A 22,170-nucleotide genomic window follows, 5' to 3' on the forward strand; every position below is an offset into this window, starting at 1 on the left:
GGTTGAGCATTCATCTGCTGAACTTGCACGCCATTGGCCTGGAGCCGCTGACGAACAGCGCAAGAGTGAGCGCGTCGTGATCCATTTTATAAAGGAGCTACCCCATGACTGACCCGCTGCTGATCCCCTGCCCTCACTGCAACGGCCTGAACCGCATCCCCGCCGCGCGCGTGGGCGAGCATCCCAAGTGCGGACGCTGCAAAAATGAGGTGTTGCTGAGCAAACCGTTCGACCTGAATCAGGCCGATTACGTCAGTCAGATCAAGGGCGATTTGCCGTTGCTGCTGGATGTGTGGGCCCAGTGGTGCGGGCCGTGCAAGTCGTTTGCACCGGTGTTTGAGCAGGCCGCCAGTCAATGGGTCGGCAAGTGCCGTCTGGCCAAGCTCGACAGCGAGGCCAATCCGCAACTGGCCGGGCAACTGGGCATCCGTTCGATCCCCAGCCTGATTCTGTTCAAGAACGGCCGGGAAATCGCCCGCCAAAGTGGCGCCTTGCCGTTACCTCAACTCAAGGCCTGGCTCCACAGCCAGGGCCTCAGCGTTTAAGCGTTCTGGTCCAGAAAGTCGTGCAGCTCGATAAATTGCTGGGTCAGCTTGTGCCGGGGGTCGTAGTGCACCAGCGGCTGGCTGGCCTGGTGCGATTCGCGCATGCGCACAGAGCTGCTGAGGTAGACCGGCAACACCGGCAAGCCCTCTGCTATCAGCTCATCCAGCATTTGCTGCGGCAGGCTGGCACGGGCCTGAAACTGGTTGACCACGATGCCTTCGACCAGCAGGTCTTCGTTGTGGTCGTCTTTTAGCTCTTCGATCTCGGACAACAAACCGTACAGGGCTTGCCGGGAGAAACTGTCGCAATCAAACGGGATCAATACGCGATCACTGGCGATCAACGCCGATACCGCATAAAAATTCAAGGCAGGCGGGGTGTCGATGTAAATGCGGTCGTAATCCTCTGCCAACTCATCCAGCAGTTTTCGCAGTTTATTGATCTTGTGCTTGGCTTCCAGCTTGGGCTGTAGGTCCGCCAGTTCTGCGGTGGCCGTGATGACGTGCAAATTTTCGAAAGGCGTTTCGTAAATGTCGACCCGATTCTTCTTACTCCCTACCCCGGCGGACAAGGTTTGCTTGAAGAACTCTGCGATGCCCATCGGGATGTCGTCGCCGGTCAATCCGGTGAGGTATTGAGTGGAGTTGGCCTGGGCATCGAGATCCACCAACAGGGTTCTGTAACCCTCGCTGGCGCTGACGGCCGCCAGGTTGCACGCGATGCTGGACTTGCCCACACCGCCTTTTTGATTGAACACCACGCGACGCATTTGAAAACCTCCGTGTATCAATGAGAGCCCGAGTGTAGATGCCCTTCGCGCGTATCCGCTACCTCGCAGCGAAACGAACTACAGCTCTAGGTCGCTTATCTTCGAATACCCGCAAATATCTCCTATTCCTGTGACAGTCTTGCCTGACTCATAGACCAATACTGGCAAAAAGACAGTGTCTTTTTTGTAGATCGCGAAAAAACCATACTCAAACTGTAAGCAATATTTGCTACCAGCTAACTGCACCGGGATAATGCCGCCCATCTGTTACAGGTGCGGCGTCGGTCGATGCTCACTTTCGCATCAAGGAAGCCTGCAAAGGCGGGATGAACTCCAGTGATCAATTTCAATATCGCCGCGTGGCGTGCCTGGGCTCCGGGCCTCGACAGCGTGGCCGATTGGCAGGCCTGGAGCCAGCAACCCACCCTGTTGGCCGCCAGCGGTGCAGCCCCCGACGTCTCGTTTTTACCCGCCATGCAACGCCGCCGCTTGAGCCGTCTGGCACGCATGGCGTTCAGCGTCGGCTGGCCACTGGCTGAAGGCCACCCGGCGCTGCCGCTGGTGTTTGCCTCGCGCCACGGCGAAACCCCGCGCACGTTCGAGATCCTCAGCGACCTTGCGGCCGAACAGCCCCTGTCCCCCACGCAATTCAGCCTGTCGGTGCATAACGCTGTGATTGGCCTGTGGTCGATCCTGCGTGGCGAAACCAGCGAGATGACGGCGCTGGCCGCCGCCGGGGATGGCCTGGAACACGGCCTGATTGAAGCCTGCGCGCTGCTCAATGAAGGCGCGCCCGCCGTGTTGCTGGTGATTACCGAAGAACAACCGCCCGAAGCCTACGCCTGCTGGATCGATGACGTGCCCTTCCCCTATGCCGTGGGCCTGCTCCTGACCCCCGGGACACAGTGGCAAGTGACGCTGGAGACGGGCCCGGCAGACGCCGAACACGCGCCGTGGCCTCACGCCCTGAACCTGCTGCGCCACCTGTTCGACGAGCAGGCCTCATTCCAACACGCCTGGAAAACCCGCGTATGGACCTGGCAACGCAACCTGTGAGCACGCGCCGCGACGCCTGGTGCTGGCGCCTGATTGCCACGGCGATCAGCTTCGGCCTGTTCGGTCTGGGCTGCCTGGGCCTGCGTCTGGTCATTTTCCCGCTGCTGAGCGTCCTGCCCGGCACTGCCGTTCGTCGCCGCGAACGCGCCCGCGCCACCGTCAGTCGGCTGTTCTGGTTGTTTATCCGCTCAATGGCGCGCATGGGCGTGCTGACCTATGACGTGCAAGGCGCCGAGCGACTGGGACGGCCGGGGCAAATGATCATTGCCAACCACCCGTCGCTGATCGACGTGGTTTTTTTGATCGGCCTGGTGAGAAACGCCAATTGCGTGGTCAAACAGAGCCTTTGGCAAAACCCGTTTACCCGCAGCCCGGTGCGCGCCACGCAATACATCAGCAATGACGGCAGTGTCGACATGCTGGACAACGCCGCCCAGGCTTTGCAAGAAGGCCAGACACTGATCATTTTTCCTGAAGGCACACGCACGCCGCCGGGGCACACGCCCGCCTTTCACCGTGGCGCCGCCTCGATTGCACTGCGGGGTGCGAAGGTCCTGACCCCGGTGATTATCAAGGTCAGCCCGACCACGCTGACCAAGGCTGAACCCTGGTATCGCATCCCGGATCGCCGCGTGCACTTCAGTTTTCGCGTGGGGGCCGATATAGACCCACACACCTTTGCCGCGCTGGGCCCGCCACCCAAGGCCTCGCGACGGCTCAATGACTTCGTGCATGACTACTTTATTAAGGAGCTCGCCACAGATGAGCGATCTGAACACGCAAATTAAACAACTGATCATCGATGCCCTGGGCCTCGAAGACATCAGCACCCACGACATCGACGACGAACAGACCCTGTTCGGCGAAGGCCTCGGGCTGGATTCGGTTGACGCGCTGGAGCTGGGCCTGGCCATTCAAAAGACCTACGGCATCAAAATAGACGCCGACGCCAAAGACACCCGCGATCATTTTTCCAACGTGGCCAGCCTTGCGGCTTTTGTCACTGCCAAACAGGCCGCCTGAGACCGAACCATGCAAACCCGTGACGACATCTTCAACACCCTGCGCGACGCTCTGGTCGAACTCTTCGAGCTGGAACCCGAGCGCGTCACCCTGGACGCCAACCTGTATCAGGACCTGGAAATCGACAGCATCGACGCCGTCGACCTGATCGATCACATCAAGCGCAAAACCGGCAAAAAAATCGCCGCCGACGAATTCAAGTCAGTGCGCACCGTCAATGACGTGGTCGAGGCGGTTTACCGTCTGGTTCACGCGCACGCATGAGTCGCCTGATTGGCCTTGGCCTGCTGCTGGCCGGTCTGCTGTACCCCTTTGCGGTGTATTTCGGCATGGCCCATTTCGCCCCGTGGCAGTTTGCGCTGTTGCTCGGCGGCCTGTGGCTGGCCCGCGCACTGACCGGCGAACGTCGCCCCGGCAGCCTGTGGATGGCGGTGGTCGCCCTGGCGTTTTGTGCGCTGCTGGCGCTGTTCAACAGCCCGACGCTGCTGCGCTGGTACCCGGTGTTGATCAGCGGCTTCATGCTCAGCCTGTTCGGTGTGAGCCTGAAATTCGGGCCACCGGTGATCGAGCGTCTGGCGCGCCTGCGCGAGCCGGTACTGCCTGACATCGCGATTCACTACACGCGACAGGTGACCAAGGTCTGGTGCCTGTTTTTTCTGCTCAACGGGTTAGTCGCAGCGGGGTTGACGCTGTGGGCGCCGCTGAGCTGGTGGACGTTGTACAACGGCCTGATCGCCTACGGGTTGATGGGGCTGCTGTTTGCCATTGAATGGCTGATACGACAACAGGTAAGAGGCCGGGCATGAATTGGATAAAACTTGAGCAATTGTTGCTCAAGGGGCACGCAGGACGCACCGTCGCCGTTGAACCCGCACTGGACCACGCCGCCCTGTGCGAACAGGCCTTGCGCCTGGCCGGCGGCCTGCAACAACGCGGCGTGCAGCGCATTGCCGTGTACCTGGAAGACGCCGCCGAGCTGGCCGTCACCTTGCTGGGCGCGTGGCGGGCCGGGGTCAGCGTGTTATTGCCCGCCGACCTGCAAACGCACACCCGTCAACGCTGGGACGCTGACGTCGACCTGTGGATAACTCAACACAGCGAGCTGCACGGGTTGTCCGCCGAGCCGCTGACCCCGGCGCCCCTGGACCTCGACGCCTGCCAGCTCAGCCTGTGCACCTCAGGCTCCAGCGGCGCCCCCAAGCGCATCGACAAAAGCCTGCGCCAGATCGCCAACGAAGTGCAGGCACTGCAAGCGTTGTGGGGCGCAGAGCTGGGCGACGCGTGCGTCATTGCCAGTGTCGCGGCGCAACACATCTACGGGTTGTTGTTCCGCGTGCTGTGGCCGCTGTGCGCGGGCCGTCCCTTTGTGCGCCGCCAGTTAGCCTTCCCTGAAGACATGCAACGCGCCAGCCGCGAACATCCTGCTTTCGTCTGGATCGCCAGCCCGGCCCTGCTCAAACGCACCGCTGACAACCTCGACTGGGCCGCCCTGAGCCGGGTGCGCCGGGTGTTTTCATCGGGCGGCGCGTTGCCGGCCGATGCCGCCGCTGCCCTGTTTGAACGCCTGGGCCAGTGGCCCACCGAAATCCTCGGCAGCTCGGAAACCGGCGGCATCGCCTGGCGCCAGGGTCAAACCCTGTGGCAACCGTTTGCCGATGTGCAACTGAGCCAGGGCGAAGACGGCGCCTTGCGCATTGCGTCGGCGTACCTGCCCGTGGGCCATGTCGAACACACCGCCGACGCGGCGCGCATTGAGGCTGACGGGCGCTTCACGCTGCTCGGGCGCCTGGACCGCATCGTCAAACTCGAAGAAAAACGCATTTCCCTGCCCATGCTCGAACAGGCACTGGTCAGCCATGACTGGGTGGCCGACGCCCGCCTGGGCGTGGTCAACGAAAACCGCGCCTCACTGGGCGCGCTGCTGGTGCTCAGCGACAGCGGCCTGTTCGCCCTGCGCGAACACGGGCGCCGGGCGCTGACCCACGCCCTGCGCCAGCACCTGAGCCAGCACTGCGAAGCCCTGGCGTTGCCGCGCCGCTGGCGCTTGCTGCGCCAATTGCCGTTCAACAGCCAGGGCAAACTGCCTCAGGCCCAGGTCGATGCCTTGTTAATGGCGCCGCGCCCGAAAATGCCCGAGGTCCTGAGCCAGTCCGAAACCGACGGCCAATGGACGCTGAACCTGTCGATCCCGCCGGATTTGGCATTCTTCAGCGGGCACTTCCCCAAAACCCCGGTCCTGCCGGGCGTGGTGCAAATCGATTGGGCGCTGGCGCTGGGTCAGCAACGGCTCGACCTGCCGCCCCGCTTTGCCGGGATGGAAGTGCTCAAGTTCCAGCAACTGGTGCGCCCCGGCGACGCCATTGAGCTGACCCTGCGTTTCGACCGCGAGCGCCAGAAGCTGCACTTCGCCTACCGCAACGACACGGCTGCGTGCTCCAGCGGCCGCATCCTGCTGGAGGCGGCCTGTGGATAACGCATCACGTCGCGCTCCGGTGCCACCCGCTCGCCCACAAGGCTCCCTCATGCATAAGCCCTGCGCCGTGATCCCGGTCTATAATCACGAAACCGCCGTACCTGCGGTGGTCGATGCCCTGCTCGCGGCGGGCTTGCCGTGTGTACTGGTGGACGACGCCAGCAGCCCGGCCTGCTGCGCGGTGCTTGAACAACTGGCCGTGCGCGAACAGGTGTTTCTGATTCGCCTCGCGGTCAACCAGGGCAAAGGCGGGGCGGTCATGGCCGGTCTGCGCGAAGCCGCGCGACTGGGTTTCACCCATGCCCTGCAAGTGGACGCCGACGGCCAGCATGACCTGCGTGATGTGGCCACGTTCCTGCACGTCTCGCGGCACAACCCCGAGGCGCTGATTTGCGGTTATCCACAGTACGACGCCAGCGTGCCCAAGGGCCGTTTGTATGCACGCTACCTGACCCACGTCTGGGTCTGGATCAACAGCCTGTCGTTGCAGATCCCCGATTCAATGTGCGGCTTCCGGGTCTACCCGCTGACCCCGACCCTGGCGCTGATCAACAGCGTCAAGCTGGGCAAGCGCATGGATTTCGACCCTGAAATACTCGTGCGCCTGGCGTGGCGCAACCAACCGATGCGCTGGCTGCCGACCCGGGTCCACTACCCGCAGGACGGCCTCTCGCACTTTCGCCTGTTCCACGACAACGCGCTGATTTCCAGCATGCACACCAAGCTGTTTTTCGGCATGTTGCTGCGGTTGCCGAGCATTCTGTGGAGACGCTGCACAGCATGAGCGACCCTCAACAGCATTGGGCTGACCACAAGGAGCGCGGCAGTTTCCGGCTGATGAAGCTCACCGCATGGGGCGTCAAACTGCTGGGCCGTCGCGTGCTCGCGCCGGTGTTGTACGCCATCGTGCTGTACTTCTTTTTGTTTGGCGGGCGCGCGCGGCGCAGCATCTGGCAGTACCAGCAGCGCCTGGCCGACTGGAGCGGGCAAGCGGCGCTGCGCCCCACGCGCCGCCGCGTGTTCGCTCAATTCATGTGCTTTGCCGACGCCCTGCTCGACAAGCTCGACGTGTGGAACGGCAAGCTGAGCATCCACGACATCGAAATCGTCGACCCGGCCCGCCTGCGCGATCAACTGCGGGGCGAACGCGGGCAAATGCTGGTGGGCGCGCACTTGGGCAACCTTGAGGTGTGCCGTGCCCTCGCTGAACTGGGCGAGCAAGTGACCATGAACGTGCTGGTGCACACCAAGCATGCCGAGCAGTTCAATCGCCTGCTGGGCGAAGCGGGCGCCAGCCACCTGCGGCTGATTCAGGTCAGCGAACTCAACCCCGCGGTGATGCTGCAACTCAACCAGCGCCTCGAAAACGGCGAGTGGCTGGCCATTGCCGGGGACCGCGTGCCCCTGCATGGCGGGCGCAACGTGCAGGTCGATTTCCTCGGCCATCCGGCGGCGTTTCCGCAAGGCCCGTGGCTGTTGGCCGGGCTGCTCAAATGCCCGGTCAACCTGATGTTTTGCCTGAAACAGGCGGGCCGCTATCGCGTGATCCTCGAACCGTTCGCTGACGCCGTGCACTGGCGACGCAGCGACCGCGAACACGTGATTGCCGACTGGACCGCCCGCTACGCCGAACGCCTGGGGTATTACTGCCTCCAGGCGCCGCACCAATGGTTTAACTTTTACCCATTCTGGAAGACCGATGACGACGCATCTGCATGAGCCAGTAACCTTCGGCCAAACCCCTTTGCGCATTGAAGACGTGCTGGCGCTGGCCAATCGTCAGGCGCCGACCCGGCTGCAAGACGACGCCGAGTACCGCGAGCGCATCGCCAAGGGCGCGCGTTTCCTCGACTCGCTGCTGGACAAAGAAGGCGTGATTTATGGCGTGACCACCGGTTATGGCGACTCGTGCGTGGTGGCGGTGCCGCTGGAGCACGTCGAAGCGCTGCCGCGTCACCTGTACACCTTCCACGGCTGCGGGCTGGGCAAACTGCTCGACGCCCAAGCGACCCGTGCCGTGCTGGCGGCGCGTTTGCAGTCGTTGTGCCACGGGGTGTCCGGGGTGCGCATCGAACTGCTGGAACGCCTGCAAGCCTTTATCGCCCACGACATCCTGCCGCTGATCCCCGAAGAAGGCTCGGTGGGCGCCAGTGGCGACCTGACGCCGCTGTCCTATGTGGCCGCAACCTTATCCGGCGAGCGCGAAGTGCTGTTCAAGGGCGAACAGCGCTTTTCGGCCGACGTACACCGCGAACTGGGCTGGACGCCGCTGGTGCTGCGGCCCAAAGAAGCGCTGGCGCTGATGAACGGCACCGCCGTCATGACCGGGCTGGCGTGCCTGGCCTACGCCCGCGCCGATTACCTGCTCAAGCTGGCCACGCGCATCACCGCGCTCAACGTGGTCGCACTGCAAGGCAATCCGGAGCACTTCGACGAGCGCCTGTTCGCCGCCAAGCCGCACCCCGGGCAGATGCAAGTCGCGGCGTGGATTCGTGAGGACCTGGCCATCGACGCCCCGGCCGCGCCGCTGCATCGCCTGCAAGACCGTTACTCGCTGCGGTGTGCGCCCCACGTGCTCGGCGTACTGGCCGACAGCCTGAACTGGCTGCGCGGGTTTATCGAGATCGAACTCAACAGCGCCAACGACAACCCGATCATCGACGCTGAAGAAGAGCGCGTGCTGCACGGCGGGCATTTCTACGGCGGGCACATCGCTTTTGCCATGGACAGCCTCAAGACCCTGGTGGCCAACGTTGCCGACCTGCTCGACCGCCAGCTCGCCCTGCTGGTGGACGTGCGTTACAACCACGGTTTGCCGAGCAACCTGTCGGGGGCCAGCGCCGAACGCGCCATGCTCAACCACGGGTTCAAAGCGGTGCAGATCGGCACCAGCGCCTGGACCGCCGAAGCGCTGAAAAACACCCTGCCCGCCAGCGTGTTCTCGCGCTCTACCGAATGCCACAACCAGGACAAAGTGAGCATGGGCACCATCGCCGCCCGAGACGCGATCCGCGTGCTGGAGCTGACCGAACAGGTCGCCGCGGCCACCTTGCTGGCGGCCAATCAGGGCGTGTGGCTGCGCAGCCGCGCCGAAGACGCCCGCCCGCTGCCACCGGCGCTGGCCGCGATGCACGCCGAACTGGCCAAAGACTTCCCGCCGGTGGTCGAAGACCGCGCCCTGGAACGCGAACTGCGCCTGTGCCTGAGCCGCATCGCCCAACAACACTGGAGGCTGCATGCGTAGCAAAGGCGTGTTGCACGTAGATACCGAAGTGTTGGTGCCGTTTTTCGACATCGACACAATGCACGTGGTGTGGCACGGGCATTACGTCAAATACCTCGAAGTGGCGCGCTGTGCGCTGCTCGACCACATCGGCCACAACTACACCCGGATGCAGGAAGCGGGCTATGCGTGGCCGGTGATCGACCTGCAACTGCGTTACGTGCGCGGCGCCACGTTCGGCCAGCGCCTGAACGTGCGCGCCAACCTGGTGGAGTGGGAGAACCGCTTGAAGATCAGCTACCTGATTACGGACCTGGCCACGGGTGAGCGTTTGACCCGTGCGTGTACCGTGCAAGTGGCGGTCGAGATTGCCAGCCGCGAGATGCAACTGGCGTCGCCTCAATGCTTTATCGAGGCGGTTGAGAGCGTGCTGCCATGATGCTGCTGTTAAACGCCAAAGGCCCTCACCCTCGGGGTGAGGGCAAGCGCCGTACGCGCCTCTGCCTGCTGATCGCCGCCTTTATGGCGTTCTCGCCGCTGGCCCACGCCTTCGACCTGCAACAGCTCAGCGAACAACTGGCCAAGCCGCACGTCATCCACGGCGACTTCATCCAGGAAAAACACCTGCGCGCCCTGCCCAAACCCCTCAGCAGCACCGGCACCTTTGTGCTGGCCAAAGCCCACGGCCTGCTCTGGCAACTCAAAACGCCGTTGCAACAGGACTACCGCATCACCCCCCAGGGCATCGCCCGGCGTGACGGCACGCAGTGGCAGATGCTTCCCGGCAAAAGCGCTGGCGCGGAACAGAACCGGTTGTTCCTCGCGGTGTTGCAAGGCGACAGCAGTGGCCTGCAACGGGATTTCGACCTGCAACTGCAAGGCCAAGCCGATCACTGGAACCTGACCCTGACCCCGCGTTCGTTGCTGCTCAAACAGGTGTTCAAGCACATCGACATCGAAGGCGGCGCGCTGGTGCAACGCATCGAGCTGCACGAAACCCAGGGCGACAGCACGCTGCTGACGATGCACAACAGCATCAGCCATCAACCGTTGACGGCAGCGGAGCAACACGACTTTGCGCAGTGAACGCTGGTTGCCACGGGGCTTTTTGATCCTGTTGCTGGCCGTGCTCGCCGTGGCGGGCTGGCAGTGGCGCCAGGGCGCGCCCTTGTCGGCCAACCTGATGGCGCTGGTGCCCGGCGACGCCCCGGACGCGCTGCAATTGCGCGCCGAACAGCGCATGCAAGAGCCACTGAACCGCGAAATGCTGGTGCTGGTGGGCAGTGCGGATCGTCAGCAGGCCATCAACATGGCCCAGCAACTGGGGGAGCAATGGCAGGCCAGCGGCCTGTTTGAACAGGTGCAATGGAACCTGCAAGCCGATCTCCCGGCGCTGCGCGAGCAATTGCTGCGCGGACGACTGGCGATGCTCTCGGCCGCCGACCGCGAACAGTTGATCGTGCACCCGGACGCCTTCATTGAGCAACGGGTTCAGGCGTTGTTCGACCCCTTCACCGGCTTCAGCCTGGTGCCCAGTCAAGACGATTGGCTGGGCCTGACCGGGCGCATACAGAACAGCCAGCCGCAGCGTGGCGCGGTGCAGTTGGACATCGGCAGCGGCGCGCTGATGGCCCATGCCGACGGCAAACAGTGGGTGCTGTTGCGCGCCCGCACGCAAGGCAATGCGTTTGACCTGACCCTGCCCATGCAGGTCGCGGCCTTGCTGGAGCAGAGCCGGGCGCAGGCGGCCACGCAACAGGTCGAGCTGCTGGCCGCCAGCGGGTTGCTGTACGCCGCCAGCGGTCAGCAACAAGCCAGCCGGGAAATCACCTGGGTCGGCGGCGGCGCCACGGTCGGTATTCTGCTGCTGTTGCTGCTCGCATTTCGCCGTTGGCGCGTGCTGCTGGCGTTCGTGCCGGTGCTGGTAGGCATGCTGTTCGGTGCCGTGGCCTGCGTGGCCTTTTTCGGCAGCATGCACGTGATGACGCTGGTGCTGGGCTCCAGCCTGATCGGCGTGGCGGTGGATTACCCGCTGCATTACTTGTCCAAAAGCTGGAGCCTGAAACCCTGGCGCAGCTGGCCCGCCCTGCGCCTGACGTTACCCGGCCTGAGCCTGAGCCTGGCCACCAGTTGCATCGGTTATCTGGCACTGGCCTTTACCCCGTTCCCGGCGCTGACCCAGATCGCCATTTTTTCCGCCGCCGGGTTGGTCGGGGCCTACCTGAGCGCCGTGTGCCTGTTGCCCGCCTTGCTCAATGGCGTGGTGCTGCGACCTGCGCAGTGGCCGTTGAACGTCGCCCAATGCTTGCTCAACGCCCGCCAAGCCTTGCTGAAAAAAGTCCCGACCCCGGCGCTGCTGGCACTGCTGCTGATGTTCTGTGCGGCAGGGCTGTGGCAGTTGAACAGCAAAAACGACATCCGCCAGTGGGTCAGCGCACCGCCGCAGTTGATGACCCAAGCGCAAGCCATCGCCCGCATCACCGGGTATCAGCCCACCAGCCAGTTCTTTCTGGTGCGCGCCGACTCTGAGCAACAACTGCTGGAGCGCCAGGCCGCGCTCAGCGAACGGCTGGACGCGTTGATCGGCAAGGGCACGTTACAGGGCTATCTGGCGCTGAATCAGTTGGTCAGCCCACCTCGCGAGCAACAGCGCTTACGGGCAGCGCTCAGTGCGTTGCCCCGGCATTGGCAACCGCTGCTGGCGCTGGGCGTGCCGCTTCCTGCACTGCAAAACGAACTGGCCCAGTTGCAAGCCCTGCCCGAGCAACGCATCGACGCTGCGCTGAACGGGCCGCTGGCCGAGCCGTGGCGCCTGTTGTGGCTGGGCCGTGATGCCGACGGCGTCGCCGCGATGGTCAGTCTGCAAGGGTTGAACGATGCCAGCCTGCTGCGCGAGCAAGCCCGGGATTTGCCCGGCGTCGAGCTGGTGGACCGCCTGGGGGACTTGAACTCAGTGTTCGCCGCCACGCAAATCAGCGCCGCCGAACTCAAGCTGTTGTCCTGCGCCCTGATCGTGTTGTTGCTGATTGCACCGTTCGGGTTGGGCGGCGCCGTGCGCATTGTCGCCCTGCCGCTGCTGGCTGCACTGTGCAGCCTCGCCAGCCTCGGTTGGCTGGGCCAGCCCCTGACCCTGTTCAGCCTGTTCGGCCTGTTGCTGGTGACAGCGATCAGCGTCGATTACGCGATTCTGATGCGCGAGCAAATTGGCGGCGCGGCCGTCAGCTTGCTCGGCACATTGCTGGCGGCGCTGACCACCTGGTTGTCGTTTGGCTTGCTGGCCGTGTCCAGTACGCCCGCCGTGAGTAACTTTGGCCTGTCGGTGAGCCTGGGGCTGGCGTTCAGTTTCATCCTCGCGCCGTGGGCCGCACGTCAGGAGCCTACAGCGTGATGACCCTGGTGTTCTGGCTGCTGGCCCTGGTGCTGTTTGCGCTGGCGACCCGTGTAGGGCGCCACTTTGGCGTGATCCCGATTGTCAGCCAGTTGCTGCTGGCGTCCATCGGTTTGCCGCTGCTGATGCTGCTGTGGATCGGGCCGCACTGGCACCTCAGCGGCGCGCAACTGGTCGCCCCGACCTGGCTCAAGGGCTTGTACAGCCTGAGTTTCGCCTTGTTGCTGGGGCACATTTTGAGCGACGTGATCGACCTGCGCCTCGACCGCCAAAGTGTAAAAATCGCCCTGCCCAGCTTTTTCGTGCCGTTCGCCTGCGGACTGGCCTGCGCCGTGTGGCTGTTGCCCGAGCAACCCTGGCTGAGTTCGCTGGCCGTGGGGCTGGTGTTTGCCATCACCGCCATCCCGGTGCTGTACCTGTACCTGCGCCACATCGGTTATCCGCCCGCCGCTACCCGGCGGCTGGTGCAAAGCGCGATCCTGATCGACCTCACGTGCTGGACCCTGTTCGGGCTGGCGCAAGGCAGCCTGGACCTCGCCAGTTTGCTGCTGCCGCTCGCCGGGGCCCTGTTGCCGCTGGCTGGGCGCCTCCTGCGGATTCGTCAGCCGTTGTGGTACAGCCTGAGCTTTTTTGCCGGGCTGGTGGTGGCCGAACATTACCGCCTCAATGCGCTGATTTTCGGGGTCGGCTATCTGTTGTGCATGGCCGCGCTCAAGGTGCCGCTGGTGATGCCGTTAAACGCTGTCTGGGCTGAACGTTTACACACCTGGCTGGCGATCCCGCTGATCCTCACGTTTGGCATTGTGCAGATCAACGTCCACAGCGCTTTGAGTGACATCAGCCCGCTGCAAATGAGCGCGCTGTTGCTGTTGCCGGTGGTGAGCAAAGTGTTGGGCAACTGGCTGGGCCTGAGCTGGGCCACGCCGTCGTTTGCCGGTGCCAGCCGCTGGCGTGAAAGCCTGTTACTGAACATTCGCGGGTTGAGCGAGATCGTGTTTCTCAACCTGTTGTTGCAACAACAACTCATCAGCCCCGCGCTGTACTTCGCGCTGATGCTGATGGGCCTGATCGCCACGCTGTTACCGGCGCTGGCGGGTATGAACAAAACCCCGTTGAAGTCTGCCGTAGTCCCCGGCAAGGAGCCCTTGTGTCAGTAGTAGAAATGGAACGTCGTCAGGTGGTGGTGATTGGTGCCGGGCCGTCCGGCGCGATCGCGTCAGCCTTGCTCAAACGCAACGGTCACGATGTGTTGATCGTCGAGCGCCAGCACTTCCCGCGTTTCTCCATCGGTGAAAGCCTGTTGTCGCATTGCATCGATTTCATCGAAGAAGCCGGCATGCTGGACGCCGTGCAAGCCGCGGGTTTCCAGTTGAAAAACGGCGCGGCGTTCGCCTGGGGCGATCACGTCAGCGCGTTCGACTTTGGCGACACCTTCAGCAACGGCAAACCCACCACCTTTCAGGTACAGCGCGCCGATTTCGACAAATTGCTGGCCGACCAGGCCGCGCTGCAAGGGGTTGAGATCCGCTACGGCCACACCGTGATCGCCACTGACATTGAGCGGGCCAAACCGCGGCTGGAGATCGAGCGCGAAGACGGCAGCCGCTATCAGGTCGAAACCGATTTCATCCTCGACGCCAGCGGCTATGGCCGCGTGTTGCCGCGCCTGCTTGACCTGGAAGCGCCGTCGAATTTCCCGGTGCGTCAGGCGGTGTTCACCCACGTCGAAGACCGCATCGCGTGCGACGGTTTTGATCGCAACAAAATCCTCGTCACCACCCACCCGACCCAACGCGACATCTGGTTCTGGAGCATCCCGTTCAGCAATGGCCGCTGCTCGGTGGGCGTGGTCGCGGCGGCGGAGCATTTCGCAGGCCGCAGCGAAGACCTCGACGAGCGCCTGCGCAGCTTTATCGACGAGACCCCGAGCCTGCAACGGGTGCTGGCCAACGCCGTGTGGGACACCCCGGCGCGCACCCTCAGCGGGTACTCGGCCAACGTCAAAACCCTGCACGGCCCGGGCTTTGCGCTATTGGGCAACGCTGCCGAATTTCTCGACCCGGTGTTTTCTTCGGGCGTGACCATTGCCATGCGCTCAGCGAGCATGGCCGCCGCCGTGTTGCACCGCCAGTTGCAAGGCGAAGCCGTGGACTGGCAAACCGAGTTCGCAGACCCGCTCAAACGCGGCGTCGACACCTTCCGCTGCTACGTCGAAGGCTGGTACGCCGGCACCTTCCAGGACGTGATTTTCCACCCCGGCAGCTCGCCACAGATTCGCCGCATGATCAGCTCGATTCTGGCGGGCTACGCCTGGGATGAACGCAACCCTTTTGTCAGCGAACCCAAGCGCCGGTTGCGCATGCTGTCCGATATCTGCGCCACGGAGCCCGCATGAAACCTCTGAGCGACACCTACGTTGAAGAAACCCGTTTCGGCTTTTGGTTTTTGCGCAGCCACACGTGGCAGCACCACGTGTTGCGCGTGGCCATCAACGACCTGCGCAGCCTGTTCAGCGACCCGCTGCCTGCCGCGCCGGTGCTGCTGGACGCCGGGTGCGGGCAGGGCAAGTCGTTCCAGTACCTGCACCGGACGTTCGCCCCAGACCGTCTGATCGGTCTGGATGCCGACCCGCTGAGCCTTGACATGAGCCGCGAAGAAGCCAGACGCCAGGGGCTCGACATCGAACTGATCGGCAGCGACTGCGCCGAACTCGACATGCCCGATGCCAGCGTCGACCTGCTGTTCTGTCACCAGACGTTTCACCACCTGGTGCAGCAGGACCGCGCACTGGCCGAGTTCTACCGGGTGCTCAAGCCGGGCGGTTACTTGCTGTTTGCCGAGTCCACCGAAGCCTACATCGACACCTGGGTCATCCGCTGGCTGTTCCGCCACCCGATGCACGTGCAAAAAAGCGCCGCGCAATACCTCGAGATGATCCGCGACCAAGGGTTTGAGTTTGATGCGCGCAACGTGTCGTACCCGTACCTGTGGTGGAGCCGTTCCAAGGATTTCGGGCTGCTGGAGCGCCTGGGCCTGCGCCGCCCAAAACCGGTGGGCCAGCGCGAAGAAACCCTGGTCAACGTCGTGGCGCGCAAGCCCCTGCAAGGCGCCTCGGCATGATGCGTGCCGACGTGACCATCGCGCGCTCGGCTCGCCGCCGGGGGATGCTGGCGCTCTGGACGTGCCTGCTGCTGTTGCTCACCGGGTGCAGCACCCTGCCGCTGCCCCGTCAGACACCGACCCTGGCGCTGCCGATGCAGCTGCATGTGCAGCGCCAGCAAGCCGATCAGCGTCAAGACTGGCTGCTGGTGATCCAGCAGGAAGACGCCGGGCTGCGCTGGTCGTTGATGGACCCGCTGGGGATTCCGCTGGCGCGCCAGTTGCTCAAGGACAACCGCTGGCACGCCGACGGCTTGCTGCCGCCCAACCCTGAGGCCCGCGAGCTGTTCGCCGCGCTGCTGTTTGCGCTGACCCCGGCCGACGAATTGAAGCGTAATTATCCACAGGCCAAGGCCATGTCCACTGTGCGCGTGTTGCCCCACCGCTGGATGATTCAGTACGAGCAGCCGCAGAGGTTGCGTATCAATACCCAGGGCGATGTGTATTACGACATCAGCCCGCTGGATGACGAGGCCAGCCGATGACCGCCTACCTGAATGCCTTGGGTGTTGTGTGCGCGTTGGGCCGGGGCCAGGACGAAGTGGCGCGCAACCTGTTTGCCGGTGATTGCAGCGGCATGCAGCGCGAAAGCGGCTGGGTGCCGGAGCGCTCGCTGACCGTGGGCGCGGTGCGTGGCGCGCTGGCGTCGATCCCGAGCGGGCTCAATCAGCAAAGCAGTCGCAATAACCAATTGTTGCTCGAAGCCGCGTTGCAGATTGAAGACGACATCCGGCAGGCGATTGACACCTACGGCGCTGACCGCGTGGCCATCGTGCTGGGCACCAGCACCTCGGGCATCGACGAAGCCAGCCGTGGCATCGCCCACTACCTGCAAACGCAGCACTTCCCCGGCGACTACGACTACCAGCAGCAAGAACTCAGCGCCCCGGCGACCTTTTTGGCCGAGTGGCTGAACATCAGCGGCCCGGCCTACGTGATTTCCACCGCCTGCACCTCCAGCGCCCGCGCCCTGATGAGCGCCCAGCGCCTGCTGGACATGAACCTGTGCGACGTGGTGCTGTGCGGCGGTGTCGACAGCCTGTGCGCGCTGACCCTCAACGGGTTCTGCTCGCTCGAAGCGGTGGCCGATGAACGCTGCAACCCGTTTTCAATTAACCGGCGCGGCATCAACATCGGTGAAGCCGCCGTGCTGTTCGTGATGAGCAAGCAACCGGCGACCACTCACGCCATCGCCCTGCTGGGCGCGGGCGCCAGTTCTGACGCGCACCATATTTCCGCCCCCGAACCCTCCGGGCGCGGCGCCGTGCAGGCCATGCACACGGCCTTGAGCCGGGCAAAGGTGCAGCCGCACCAGATCGCCTACCTGAACCTGCACGGCACCGCCACCCAGCACAACGACGCCATGGAAAGCCAGGCCGTGGCGCAGGTGTTCCCGGACGGCGTGCCGTGCTCGTCGACCAAACCCATGACCGGCCACACCCTGGGCGCGGCCGGTGCGCTGGAAGCTGCCTTTTGCTGGCTGAGCCTTGAGCGCAATGCGCTGGCGCCGCACGTGTGGGACGCCCGGCCTGACCCGGCGTTGCCCGCCCTGCACTGGGTGACGCCCGGCCAACCCCTGACCACAACCGCTGAGCGCTGCCTGATGAGCAATTCGTTTGCCTTCGGCGGCAATAACGTCAGCCTGATTATCGGAGACGCCCCATGATCGATTGGCCGCTCGCCGAATTACTGCCCCACGCCGGTGACATGATCCTCATCGATCAGGTGCTGGCGTTTGATGAAGAGCAGATCCACACCCGCCTCACGGTGCGCGCGGGCGGTTTGTTCAACCGTGAAGACGGCAGCCTGCCCGCCTGGGTCGGTGTCGAACTGATGGCGCAAAGCGTGGCCGCCTACGCCGGTTGCCGTGCGCGCCTGCTGGGCGACCCGGTGGTGCTGGGCTTTTTGCTCGGCACGCGCAAATTTGAATGCAACGTTGAACACTTCCCGGCGGGCACCGAGCTGCACATCCACGCGCTGCGCTCGCTGGAAGACGACAACGGCATGGGCGTGTTCGAGTGCCACCTCACCGGCCCCGGCATCCATGCCACCGCCCGCCTGAACGTGTTCCGCCCGCCTCAGGCCGACCATTACCTTGCTCAACCCACTTCGGAGACCCGCCATGTCTGAGTCCATTTTGGTCACTGGCTCCAGCCGTGGCATCGGCCGCGCCATCGCCCTGCGTCTGGCGCAGGCCGGTTTCGACCTGGTGCTGCATTGCCGCAGCGGCAGGCCGCAAGCCGATGCCGTGATGGCCGAGGTTCACGCCCTGGGCCGCAGCGCCCGCGTGCTGCAATTTGATGTGTCGGACCGCGCCGCCTGCAAGGCCGCACTCGAAACCGACGTCGAGACCCACGGCGCCTATTACGGCGTGGTGCTCAACGCCGGGCTGACCCGTGACGGCGCGTTCCCCGCGCTCAGCGAAGACGACTGGGACGTGGTGATGCGCACCAACCTCGACGGTTTTTACAACGTGTTGCACCCGGTGATGATGCCCATGATCCGCCGCCGCGCAGCCGGGCGCATTGTGTGCATCACCTCGGTGTCGGGGCTGATCGGCAATCGCGGGCAGGTCAATTACAGCGCCTCCAAGGCCGGGCTGATCGGCGCCGCCAAGGCCCTGGCCATTGAGCTGGGCAAACGCAAGATCACCGTCAACTGCGTCGCGCCGGGCCTGATCGACACCGCCATGCTCGACGACAACGTCCCCGTAGAAGAATTGATGAAAATGATCCCCGCGCAACGCATGGGCACCCCGGAAGAAGTCGCAGGCGCGGTCAACTTTTTGATGTCCGCCGAGGCGGGCTATATCACCCGCCAGGTGCTGGCCGTCAACGGAGGCTTGTGCTGATGAAACGCGTTGTCGTCACCGGCATGGCCGGCATCACCTCGCTGGGCAGCGACTGGGCCAGCATCGAAGCCAACTTCATGGCCGGGCGCAGCGGCATTCGGCGCATGGACGAGTGGGACCGGTTCACTGAACTTAACACCCGCCTGGCCGGGCCCATCGATGACTTTGCGGTGCCCGCGCACTGGACCCGCAAGCAGCTGCGCAGCATGGGCCGCGTGTCGCGGCTGGCCGTGGGCGCCGCCGAGCAGGCGTTGCAAGACGCCGGTTTGCTGGGCAACCCGATCATCCGCGACGGGCGCATGGGCGTGGCGTGCGGGTCGTCCACCGGCAGCACGGACGAGATCAAAGCGTTCGGCAACATGCTGCTCAACTCCGTGGCCGAAGGCCTGAACGCCAACAGCTACGTGCGCATGATGCCGCACACCACGGCGGCCAATATCAGCATCTTTTTTGGCCTCACCGGGCGCCTGATCCCAACCTCCAGCGCCTGCACCAGCGGCAGTCAGGGCATCGGCTACGCCTATGAGGCGATCAAGTTCGGGCGCTTGCCCCTGATGCTCGCTGGTGGCGCCGAAGAGCTGTGCCCGACCGAAGCCATGGTGTTCGACGCCCTGTACGCCACCAGCCTGAAAAACGACGCCCCCCAGACCAGCCCGCGCCCTTACGACAATGGCCGCGACGGGCTGGTGATCGGTGAAGGCGGCGGCATGCTGGTGCTCGAAGAACTGGAACACGCACAGGCGCGAGGCGCGCACATCCATGCCGAAATCGTCGGTTTTGGCAGCAACGCCGACGGCCAGCACACTACGCGCCCGGAGGTCAGCACCATGCGCCGGGCGATGGAGCTGGCGCTCGAAGACGCCGGCCTTGAGCCCCGGGCCATCGGCTACGTGAACGGCCACGGCACCGCCACCGAGCAGGGCGACATTGCCGAAACCCTGGCCACCCATGCGCTGTTCGGGGCGCGCATGCCCATCAGTTCGCAAAAAAGCTTTTTGGGCCACACCCTCGGCGCCTGTGGCGCGCTGGAGTCCTGGTTCAGCATCGAAATGATGAACCGCGACCGCTACGTGCCAACGCTCAATCTGGACCACATCGACCCGCGGTGTGGCGAGCTGGACTACCTGCGCGGCGAGTTTCGCCCGATGCACAACGATTACGTGATGAACAACAACTTTGCGTTCGGCGGGGTCAACACGTCGTTGATCTTCCGTCGCTGGGCGTGAACCCGCTGGAGCCCATGCAATGACTTACCTGATACGCGCAACCCTGATCGCCCTCGCCCTCCTGAGCACGGTGGCATGCAGCAGCAAACGCCTGCTCACCCCGGACCGCACCCTGCCCGTGACCCTCAAGACCGACCGCGCGCAGATGCAACAGGCGATCGTCAAAACGCTGGTGGCGCGCCAATGGACGGTGCAGCAAATCACCCCGAACAGGGTGCAGGCGCAGATCACGGTGCGCGGCCAGTACCACGCTGAAATCGACATCCCGTACAGCGCCGACCACTACCGCATCCAGTACCGCGACAGCCGCGGCCTGGACTACAAGGACGGCAAGATCCACAAGAACTACATCCGCTGGGTGCGCCTGCTGGACAAGGGCATCCTGCGTGAACTCAAAGACCACCAAAACGAACTGACAGCCCGACAGCTGTCTGAATCGGCTTTGGCCACACCGCAGTAACGCACTCATACAACGTCATGGAGACTTCAATGCGATTCAACACTCTGGCAGCCGCCACCACCCTGCTGCTGTGCACCCTGCCTGCCGTCAGCCAGGCCCGCGACACCGCGCTGTACCTGCCCTTCGATCAAGTTGTGACCGAAGCCATCAGCACCGGCAAGATCGACGGCAGCGTCAAGTTCTACCTGGCCGGCAACACCCCACGCGGCAAAGTGACCGTGGTCAGCCCGGGCGCGGTGACCAACAAAAAGACCAACGCCTTCAACAAGAGCGACGAACAAGCCTGTTCGTGGGCCCTGCAATCGGCGCTGATCACGATGCATGAAGCGGCGAAAAAAGTCGGCGCCAACGCCGTGACCAACATCGCCAGCTTCTACAAACGCAACGAACGCAAAGACCCGAAAACCTACGAGTGCCATGCGGGCGCCGTGATTGCGGGTGTTGCGCTGAAAGGTGATCTGGCGAAGGTGAACTGAAGCCTGGCTTTTTAGCCTATCGCTGCCGGGGAGAAACACAGGTGTGTGAGCGATGCGCAATCGTTCACTGCCTCGTGCCTCGGCTGCGGGCCGGGTCGGAGGGGTTGTCGCTTTCCTTTGCAGGACGTTTCCTAGAGAATCCACGGGCCTTGCGTCTGTCTCTTTCGATCGATAGCCTCCGGTTCGTCATCCCCCATGGGTGGCCGGACGTGCAAGTTCGAAATACGCAAATGTCACTTTCAGAAGCCCGATTTATGGCGGCTGTATGTGGGAGGTCTTTGGCCTGCCGGTTTGCGTTCCTCCGGTCTTGCACACCCGCATACAGCTGCCACCCTCTTTGTGTGCAAGCAAATGGCGTCAGCTCTTATCACTTAAGGAACTGCGCATGAACCACACCCCCGAATACGAACAACACCTGGAACACACCCACGAATTACTGCGCTGCGCGCTTGCGACGGCGTACGCCTCGGCGGACAACCTGCAAGGCTTGAACCGCGATGTGGCGCTGGCGGTGGTGCACCTGATTCAACAGGCCCGTACGGCAGTGGACAGGTTGCTGGCCTGACTCAGACCGGGGCCACGGTTTTGCGGGTCAGCAGGTCTGCAAACGCCGTGGCCATCGGTGACTGACTGCCCTTGCGCTGCACCAGCCACACCGCGGTGTTGGCGTCCGGGTCCAGCAGCGGCCGGTACACCACGCCTTTGATGCGCATGTGCTGGAACGAGGCGGGCAATACCGAGACGCCCAACCCCGCCGACACCAACCCGATGATGGTCATGGCCTCGCCGGCTTCCTGGGAGAAGTGCGGGCTGAACCCGGCCTGCCGCGCCAGGCTCAGTAATTGCGCGTACAAGCCGCTGCCATAGCTGCGCGGGAAGAACACAAACGGCTCTTCGGCCAGCGCCGCCAGGTGCAGCCCCGCTTCACTGCCGTCAGCCAGCGGGTGATCGGCGCGGATCACGGCCACCAGCGGTTCGCGAAACAACTCCACGGCGTGCAGCGAATCGGGTAAGACCAACGGCCGCATCATCCCCACTTCGATGGATTCGTCCACCAGCCCGTCGGCCACTTCGCGGCTGCTCATTTCCTTGAGGTGCAAATGCACCGCCGGGAACGCTTGCCGGAAGGCAAAAATCGCTTGCGGAATGCTGGAGCTGAACGGCGCCGAGGAGGTGAAGCCAATCTTCAGTTCGCCCAGTTCACCCAGTTGCGCCCGCCGCGCCACGTCGGCGGCCTTGTCGACCTGCGCCAGCACCCGACGGGCCTCTTCGAGAAACAGGCGCCCGGCTTCACTGAGGGCGACGCGGCGGTTGGTGCGCTCGAACAGACGAGCCCCCAGTTCCTGCTCCAGCGCTTGTATTTGCTGGCTCAGCGGTGGTTGCGAGATGCCCAGCAACTGGGCGGCACGGCCAAAGTGCAGCTCTTCGGCCACGGCGATGAAGTAGCGCAAATGACGCAGTTCCATACCCTCTCCAATGAGTCGTAAAACCTATCAAACAGGTCGAACAATATATTGGAA

At 63.7% G+C, this 22,170-nt stretch carries 26 protein-coding genes; 24 read left to right on the top strand and 2 right to left on the bottom strand.

Going from position 1 to position 22,170, the window contains the following annotated elements:
- Positions 1 to 104 precede the first annotated feature (104 nt).
- A complete protein-coding gene (trxC, locus tag IF654_RS21005; RefSeq protein WP_047281965.1) occupies positions 105 to 545 on the top strand; it encodes a thioredoxin TrxC in 441 nt (146 codons plus the stop codon).
- Here trxC and IF654_RS21010 read toward each other — a convergent pair.
- Positions 542 to 1,315 carry a ParA family protein gene (locus tag IF654_RS21010; RefSeq protein ID WP_047273037.1) on the bottom strand — a complete coding sequence of 258 codons (774 nt, stop codon included), beginning with the start codon at positions 1,313 to 1,315 and terminating at the stop codon, positions 542 to 544. The genes trxC and IF654_RS21010 overlap by 4 nt on opposite strands.
- Before the next feature lie 336 nt (positions 1,316 to 1,651).
- On the opposite strand from IF654_RS21010, the gene IF654_RS21015 reads away from it, so the two are divergent.
- The 23 genes from IF654_RS21015 (at position 1,652) to IF654_RS21125 (ending at position 21,215) form a co-directional block, all read left to right on the top strand.
- On the top strand, positions 1,652 to 2,371 hold the full coding sequence (locus IF654_RS21015; protein ID WP_047273035.1) for a beta-ketoacyl synthase chain length factor: 720 nt from the start codon (positions 1,652 to 1,654) through the stop codon (positions 2,369 to 2,371).
- Positions 2,347 to 3,159 (top strand): lysophospholipid acyltransferase family protein, encoded by an 813-nt coding sequence (locus IF654_RS21020; protein WP_047281964.1) that lies wholly within the window; start codon positions 2,347 to 2,349, stop codon positions 3,157 to 3,159. The genes IF654_RS21015 and IF654_RS21020 overlap by 25 nt, the downstream gene beginning before the upstream one ends.
- Positions 3,134 to 3,394 carry a phosphopantetheine-binding protein gene (locus tag IF654_RS21025; RefSeq protein WP_047273033.1) on the top strand — a complete coding sequence of 87 codons (261 nt, stop codon included), beginning with the start codon at positions 3,134 to 3,136 and terminating at the stop codon, positions 3,392 to 3,394. The genes IF654_RS21020 and IF654_RS21025 overlap by 26 nt, the downstream gene beginning before the upstream one ends.
- 9 nt (positions 3,395 to 3,403) lie before the next feature.
- Positions 3,404 to 3,658 carry an acyl carrier protein gene (locus IF654_RS21030; protein WP_047273032.1) on the top strand — a complete coding sequence of 85 codons (255 nt, stop codon included), beginning with the start codon at positions 3,404 to 3,406 and terminating at the stop codon, positions 3,656 to 3,658.
- Positions 3,655 to 4,200: a COG4648 family protein gene (locus IF654_RS21035; RefSeq protein WP_047273031.1), complete on the top strand. Its 546-nt coding sequence runs from the start codon at positions 3,655 to 3,657 to the stop codon at positions 4,198 to 4,200. Before IF654_RS21030 ends, IF654_RS21035 begins: the two co-directional genes overlap by 4 nt.
- Positions 4,197 to 5,867, top strand: a complete 1,671-nt coding sequence (locus tag IF654_RS21040; RefSeq protein WP_047281963.1) for an ApeI family dehydratase — start codon at positions 4,197 to 4,199, stop codon at positions 5,865 to 5,867. Before IF654_RS21035 ends, IF654_RS21040 begins: the two co-directional genes overlap by 4 nt.
- Before the next feature lie 49 nt (positions 5,868 to 5,916).
- Positions 5,917 to 6,651 carry a glycosyltransferase family 2 protein gene (locus IF654_RS21045; protein ID WP_047273029.1) on the top strand — a complete coding sequence of 245 codons (735 nt, stop codon included), beginning with the start codon at positions 5,917 to 5,919 and terminating at the stop codon, positions 6,649 to 6,651.
- On the top strand, positions 6,648 to 7,586 hold the full coding sequence (locus tag IF654_RS21050) for an LpxL/LpxP family acyltransferase (protein WP_194862092.1): 939 nt from the start codon (positions 6,648 to 6,650) through the stop codon (positions 7,584 to 7,586). Before IF654_RS21045 ends, IF654_RS21050 begins: the two co-directional genes overlap by 4 nt.
- Entirely contained in the window at positions 7,567 to 9,111 is a 1,545-nt protein-coding gene (locus IF654_RS21055) for an HAL/PAL/TAL family ammonia-lyase (RefSeq protein WP_047273027.1), read from the top strand. Before IF654_RS21050 ends, IF654_RS21055 begins: the two co-directional genes overlap by 20 nt.
- Positions 9,104 to 9,529: an acyl-CoA thioesterase gene (locus IF654_RS21060; RefSeq protein ID WP_047273026.1), complete on the top strand. Its 426-nt coding sequence runs from the start codon at positions 9,104 to 9,106 to the stop codon at positions 9,527 to 9,529. Before IF654_RS21055 ends, IF654_RS21060 begins: the two co-directional genes overlap by 8 nt.
- An 83-nt stretch (positions 9,530 to 9,612) precedes the next feature.
- Positions 9,613 to 10,176 carry an outer membrane lipoprotein carrier protein LolA gene (locus IF654_RS21065; RefSeq protein WP_230683819.1) on the top strand — a complete coding sequence of 188 codons (564 nt, stop codon included), beginning with the start codon at positions 9,613 to 9,615 and terminating at the stop codon, positions 10,174 to 10,176.
- Positions 10,166 to 12,478 carry an MMPL family transporter gene (locus IF654_RS21070; RefSeq protein WP_094988271.1) on the top strand — a complete coding sequence of 771 codons (2,313 nt, stop codon included), beginning with the start codon at positions 10,166 to 10,168 and terminating at the stop codon, positions 12,476 to 12,478. The genes IF654_RS21065 and IF654_RS21070 overlap by 11 nt, the downstream gene beginning before the upstream one ends.
- On the top strand, positions 12,475 to 13,635 hold the full coding sequence (locus IF654_RS21075) for a sodium:proton antiporter (RefSeq protein WP_194862090.1): 1,161 nt from the start codon (positions 12,475 to 12,477) through the stop codon (positions 13,633 to 13,635). The genes IF654_RS21070 and IF654_RS21075 overlap by 4 nt, the downstream gene beginning before the upstream one ends.
- Complete coding sequence (locus tag IF654_RS21080) at positions 13,626 to 14,873, top strand: NAD(P)/FAD-dependent oxidoreductase (protein ID WP_088500214.1); 1,248 nt, start codon at positions 13,626 to 13,628, stop codon at positions 14,871 to 14,873. The genes IF654_RS21075 and IF654_RS21080 overlap by 10 nt, the downstream gene beginning before the upstream one ends.
- On the top strand, positions 14,870 to 15,598 hold the full coding sequence (locus IF654_RS21085) for a class I SAM-dependent methyltransferase (protein ID WP_047273022.1): 729 nt from the start codon (positions 14,870 to 14,872) through the stop codon (positions 15,596 to 15,598). Before IF654_RS21080 ends, IF654_RS21085 begins: the two co-directional genes overlap by 4 nt.
- Before the next feature lie 44 nt (positions 15,599 to 15,642).
- The gene (locus tag IF654_RS21090) at positions 15,643 to 16,122 is read left to right on the top strand and encodes a DUF3261 domain-containing protein (RefSeq protein WP_047281969.1); all 480 of its coding nucleotides are present in this window, start codon (positions 15,643 to 15,645) and stop codon (positions 16,120 to 16,122) included.
- Positions 16,119 to 17,303, top strand: coding sequence for a beta-ketoacyl-[acyl-carrier-protein] synthase family protein (locus IF654_RS21095; protein ID WP_047273021.1), 1,185 nt, complete (start codon positions 16,119 to 16,121; stop codon positions 17,301 to 17,303). The genes IF654_RS21090 and IF654_RS21095 overlap by 4 nt, the downstream gene beginning before the upstream one ends.
- Positions 17,300 to 17,767 carry a hotdog family protein gene (locus IF654_RS21100; protein WP_047273020.1) on the top strand — a complete coding sequence of 156 codons (468 nt, stop codon included), beginning with the start codon at positions 17,300 to 17,302 and terminating at the stop codon, positions 17,765 to 17,767. The genes IF654_RS21095 and IF654_RS21100 overlap by 4 nt, the downstream gene beginning before the upstream one ends.
- A complete protein-coding gene (gene fabG, locus IF654_RS21105) occupies positions 17,760 to 18,488 on the top strand; it encodes a 3-oxoacyl-ACP reductase FabG (protein ID WP_047273019.1) in 729 nt (242 codons plus the stop codon). Before IF654_RS21100 ends, fabG begins: the two co-directional genes overlap by 8 nt.
- On the top strand, positions 18,488 to 19,714 hold the full coding sequence (locus tag IF654_RS21110) for a beta-ketoacyl-ACP synthase (protein WP_047273018.1): 1,227 nt from the start codon (positions 18,488 to 18,490) through the stop codon (positions 19,712 to 19,714). Before fabG ends, IF654_RS21110 begins: the two co-directional genes overlap by 1 nt.
- Before the next feature lie 19 nt (positions 19,715 to 19,733).
- Positions 19,734 to 20,174, top strand: a complete 441-nt coding sequence (locus IF654_RS21115) for a hypothetical protein (RefSeq protein ID WP_194862089.1) — start codon at positions 19,734 to 19,736, stop codon at positions 20,172 to 20,174.
- 29 nt (positions 20,175 to 20,203) lie between these two features.
- Positions 20,204 to 20,650, top strand: coding sequence for a hypothetical protein (locus tag IF654_RS21120; RefSeq protein ID WP_047274957.1), 447 nt, complete (start codon positions 20,204 to 20,206; stop codon positions 20,648 to 20,650).
- A 385-nt stretch (positions 20,651 to 21,035) separates the two neighbouring features.
- Entirely contained in the window at positions 21,036 to 21,215 is a 180-nt protein-coding gene (locus tag IF654_RS21125) for a DUF6124 family protein (protein WP_047273014.1), read from the top strand.
- Position 21,216: 1 nt separating this feature from the next.
- Here the strand turns inward: IF654_RS21125 and IF654_RS21130 are convergent, their stop codons facing one another.
- Positions 21,217 to 22,116 (bottom strand): LysR family transcriptional regulator, encoded by a 900-nt coding sequence (locus IF654_RS21130; RefSeq protein ID WP_047273013.1) that lies wholly within the window; start codon positions 22,114 to 22,116, stop codon positions 21,217 to 21,219.
- Positions 22,117 to 22,170: the final 54 nt, after the last annotated feature.

The organism is Pseudomonas lundensis (assembly GCF_015377145.2).
In the GTDB taxonomy this organism is placed as follows: domain Bacteria; phylum Pseudomonadota; class Gammaproteobacteria; order Pseudomonadales; family Pseudomonadaceae; genus Aquipseudomonas; species Aquipseudomonas lundensis.